Genomic DNA, 4,129 nt, shown 5'->3' with positions numbered 1-4,129 from the left:
ACCCCTGCGGCGGATCAGGCGATCCGTTATTTCACCACCCGCATCCGCCATGAAATCGGCGCGATGGCCGCCGATCTGGGCGGGCTTGATGCGATCGTCTTTACCGGCGGTATTGGCGAACACTCTGTCCGGGTGCGCGCCGATGTGCTGGCGGGGTTGGGGTGGCTTGGGATGACGCTGGACAGGGCTGCAAACCAACGCCATGAGCGGATCATCAGCCTTGGGGCCGCCACGCCGCAGGCGCTGATCATCCCGACAGATGAGGAAATGGTGATCGCCCGGCACAGCCTGGCCCTGCTGGCCCCCCGGCCGGTCGGATAACGCCGCATGCCCCATGCTCGGGCCACCAAGGCGCTGCGAACGTTTCGCCCTGGCTTGCGCTTTGCGCTGCACTGGCTTGCCGTCCGCGACGGGGGAAATGGCAGCGCGGTCGCACGGGCCAAACCCTTGGGCGCGGCAGGGGATCAGGCCCGCGAAAGCCTGATCGTCAAACTGCTGCCCGCCACCCCCGAAGGCCGTGCAAAACTGACGCGCGAATTTGCCCGCCAAAGCGTGGCCAGCGCGGCGATGAACGGCACTGATCTGCGCGTGCCGCGCCCGATGTGGCTGGGCGATACCCTCGCCGCCGCGATCTATGAGGATGCGGGCGGCAAAACCCTGTCGCAGCTTTGGGCGGGGCTGGCGACCCCTGCCGACGGCGCCCCCCTGCTGCACGCCGCCGGGCGCTGGCTGCGCGCCTATCACACGCTGAGCGCGCGGGCAGCGCCGTTTTCACCTGCCCCGCATCTGAACTGGCTGCTCAAAGGCGTGGCCGCACACCGCGCGGGGCAACGCACCATCCCCGAGTTTACCCGCCTTGAGGCGCAGATCCCCGCGCTTCACGCGCTTGCCAAGGCAAGCCACGGCCAGCCCAACACTCGCGCCATCACCCACCGCGACTTTCACCTGCGCAATCTGATCCAGCGGCGTAGCGGTCAGACCTTCGGGTTCGACTTTGAGAACGACGCCGAAGACGAGGCCCTGCGTGACAGTGCCTTTTTGCTGAACGATGCGCTGATCCACTGGCCCGGCCCCTGCCCCGACCCGGCGGATTTTGCGCCCGCGATGGCCGGGTTTCACGCCGGATACGGCGCGCCAGCGGCTGCCCCTGCGGTCTGCGCCTTCTTTCAAAAGTTCGCAGCACTTAACGCCTGGGCCAAGCTTGGCACCCAACCCGCCAGTGGGCCCGCACGGCGGCGCCGGTTGGCCTGTCTGATTGCGCTGGCCGAAACCGGGCAGGCGTTGCTGCACCCCTGACCGCATCCGCAGCGCCGGCTCACGCAAAACTGACGCCCGCCCCACGCCAAAAACCGCCCGCATACTGCGCCCGCGCTTTTCTTGGCCAAGCAGAACGGCTAGAGTTCGCTCAAATCAGTGCAAAGCGCCCCTCGGGGGGCTTCGCTGTGTTATGGGGCAAAGGCGGCAGGCCTGCTCGCGACGGGCGGATGGGGTCAGACGCGGATAAATCCGCGCGAAAGGGGCAAAGATGGCAAGGCAGGGATTCACAGGGTTGGTGCTGGTGCTTGGCTGCGGGCTTTTGCTTGCGGGGTGCGAAGAGGGGGGGCAGCCTTTCGGATTTCTCAAGGGCAAGACGACCGCCGAAGGCACCGAAGGCAGCGCCGCATATTCTGCAACCCGGCTGGTTGAACGCGACGTCGAGGCACCCGAGGTCTTTTCGGTCAGTGATCAGGGCCTTTGGGACGGGCGCCCCTCATTGGGCGGGGTCTGGGTCGCACATCCGGCGGTCAAAGACCCTGAACGCGTGATCATCCGCAACACCACCAACGGCAAATTCGTGATCGGCGCGCTGTTTCGGCGTGAGCGCGAAAATCCGGGGCCAAAAACCCAGGTCTCGTCAGACGCCGCCGCAGCGTTGGGAATGCTGGCCGGGCAACCGGCCGCGCTCTCGGTGGTGGCGCTGCGCCGACAGGACGTTGCCGCCGACCCGCAAACCAAGGGCGCCCCGGCCCTGCCCGCCCCTGAAAAAATTGAAACCAAGCCGATTGACGATCTAGGCACCAAAACCGCCGCGGCACCCGTTGCCGCCGGCATCAAGCCAAGGGCAAAACCTGCCGTCAGGCCCAAACCGCCCGCCGCAGCAGCCCCCGCCAACACCCCCGCCGCAAGCGGCCAATTCTATATCCAGATTGGCATTTTCAGCGTCGAGGCCAACGCCAAAGAGGCGGCAGACCAGCTTTCTGCTGCGGGCATTTCATCGTCGGCCAAGAAAGAAACCAGTCAGGGCAAGACCTTCTGGCGCGTTCTTGCAGGCCCCATGGCCGAAACTGACCGTGACGCCCAAATGACCACGGTCAAGGGCCTTGGTTACCCCGACGCCTATATCGTTTCCAACTGAGGAGCCCACACCCATGGCCCCAACCCCCATGACCCGCCCCAAAGCCCCCCGCTTTTTTTACGCGGTCCTGGCGCTGGCGTTTGCCAGCCTGCTGGCTGCGCTGCCTGCCGGGGCGTTTGAAACCCATGCCCGCGCGGCCTGGGTCTATGACATGACGACCGACACCGTGCTGCTGGACAAGAACGCCGATGTGGCGCTGCCGCCTGCGTCGATGTCGAAACTGATGACGGTGAACATGCTGTTCGAGGCGCTGAAAGATGGCCGCGTCAGCCTTGATACGCGGTTCCCGGTCTCGTCCAAGGCCAAGGCGATGGGCGGCTCGACGATGTTTTTGAATGAGCGCGACCGACCCACGGTCGACGAATTGATCAAGGGTATCATCGTGCTGTCGGGCAATGATGCCTGCGTCGTGGTGGCCGAAGGGCTGGCCGGGTCTGAGGCGGCTTTTGCCAATCAGATGACCGAACGGGCCAAAGCGCTTGGCATGGACAATTCCAGCTTTGCCAACGCCTCGGGGTGGCCAGATCCGGGGCAACGGATGTCAATGCATGATCTGGGCATCGTCGCGGTGCGGCTGATCAAGGAATTTCCCGAACTTTACAAGGATTTCTCGATTACCGAATACCCGTTCGACAACCGCGCCCCCGATAACCGCCATAACCGCAATCCGCTGCTGAAACTGGGGATCGGCGCTGACGGGCTGAAAACCGGCCACACGTCCGAGGCCGGTTACGGGCTTGTCGGGTCAGCGGTGCAGGGCAACCGGCGCATTGTCTTTGTCATCTCGGGTCTGGAATCCGAGGCTGCCCGCGCCCAAGAGGCCGAGGCGATCGTGAACTGGGCGTTTCGTCAATTTGTTTTGAAACAGGTGGCCACCAAGGGCACGAAACTGGCGCAGGCGCCGGTCTGGCTGGGCAGCACGGATAGCGTCGGGTTGGTCGTGGGCGAAGATCTGTCATTGCTGTTGCCCGCGCTTGCCGCGGGTGAGGTTACCGGCGAGGCCACTTTCTCTGGGCCGATCGCCGCGCCGATTGCCGAGGGGCAGGAACTGGGCCAACTGGTGATCACCCTTCCCGGCATGCCCGACACGCGCGTGCCGCTGCTGGCCGAAACAGCAGTGCAGAAAGGCGGCTTCATGGTGCATATGAAAACCGCGCTGGCCCATGTTGCAAAACGCGCGCTGGAAGCACTGGGCAGTTAAGGCATGTTCATCACCTTTGAAGGTATTGACGGGTCGGGAAAATCAACCCAGGCACAGCTTTTGGCGGCGCATCTGCGCGCATCAGGGCAAGACGTGATCGCCACCCGCGAACCCGGTGGCAGCCCCGGTGCCGAGGAAATCCGCGCGCTGGTGCTGGAAGGCAATCCCGACCGCTGGTCCGCCGAAACTGAGATATTGCTGTTCACCGCCGCCCGCCGCGACCATCTGGAACGCACCATCGCCCCCGCCCTTGCCGCCAACCGCGTGGTGATCTGCGACCGTTTTGCAGATTCCACGCGCATGTATCAGGGGCTGACGCGCGGCGATCTGCGCCCCACCGTCGATGCGCTGCACCAGATGATGATCGGCCTTGAGCCCGACCTGACCTTCCTGATCGACATCGACCCCGCTGAGGGGCTGGCCCGCGCCCGCGCCCGCAACGGCCATGAAGAACGGTTTGAGGATTTCGGGCTTGGGATGCAGGTCAGGATGCGCGCCGGTTTTCTGGCGCTGGCAGATGAATTTCCCGCCCG

At 64.7% G+C, this 4,129-nt stretch carries 4 protein-coding genes and 1 pseudogene; all 5 read left to right on the top strand.

Annotation, left to right across the window (positions count from 1 at the left end; genetic code table 11):
- Window positions 1-321: pseudogene (locus tag ACM62R_RS09240) on the top strand (acetate kinase); the annotation flags it as partial.
- 6 nt (window positions 322-327) lie between these two features.
- The gene (locus ACM62R_RS09235) at window positions 328-1,296 is read left to right on the top strand and encodes a phosphotransferase family protein (RefSeq protein ID WP_415183769.1); all 969 of its coding nucleotides are present in this window, start codon (window positions 328-330) and stop codon (window positions 1,294-1,296) included.
- A gap of 229 nt (window positions 1,297-1,525) precedes the next feature.
- Window positions 1,526-2,395 (top strand): SPOR domain-containing protein, encoded by an 870-nt coding sequence (locus tag ACM62R_RS09230; RefSeq protein ID WP_415183768.1) that lies wholly within the window; start codon window positions 1,526-1,528, stop codon window positions 2,393-2,395.
- Window positions 2,396-2,408: 13 nt separating this feature from the next.
- Window positions 2,409-3,596 (top strand): D-alanyl-D-alanine carboxypeptidase family protein, encoded by a 1,188-nt coding sequence (locus tag ACM62R_RS09225; RefSeq protein ID WP_415183767.1) that lies wholly within the window; start codon window positions 2,409-2,411, stop codon window positions 3,594-3,596.
- A gap of 3 nt (window positions 3,597-3,599) precedes the next feature.
- A partial coding sequence (gene tmk / locus ACM62R_RS09220; protein ID WP_415183766.1) for a dTMP kinase occupies window positions 3,600-4,129 on the top strand: 530 nt, incomplete at its 3' end.

It is taken from the genome of Phaeovulum sp. (assembly GCF_047638075.1).
Lineage (GTDB): Bacteria > Pseudomonadota > Alphaproteobacteria > Rhodobacterales > Rhodobacteraceae > UBA6197.
This window is presented reverse-complemented; position numbering and strand designations above follow the sequence as displayed.

Coding starts and splice junctions, on each gene's coding strand:
- ACM62R_RS09235 (WP_415183769.1), top strand. CDS start 328: ATGCCCCATGCTCGGGCCACCAAGGCGCTGCGAACGTTTCGCCCTGGC.
- ACM62R_RS09230 (WP_415183768.1), top strand. CDS start 1,526: ATGGCAAGGCAGGGATTCACAGGGTTGGTGCTGGTGCTTGGCTGCGGG.
- ACM62R_RS09225 (WP_415183767.1), top strand. CDS start 2,409: ATGGCCCCAACCCCCATGACCCGCCCCAAAGCCCCCCGCTTTTTTTAC.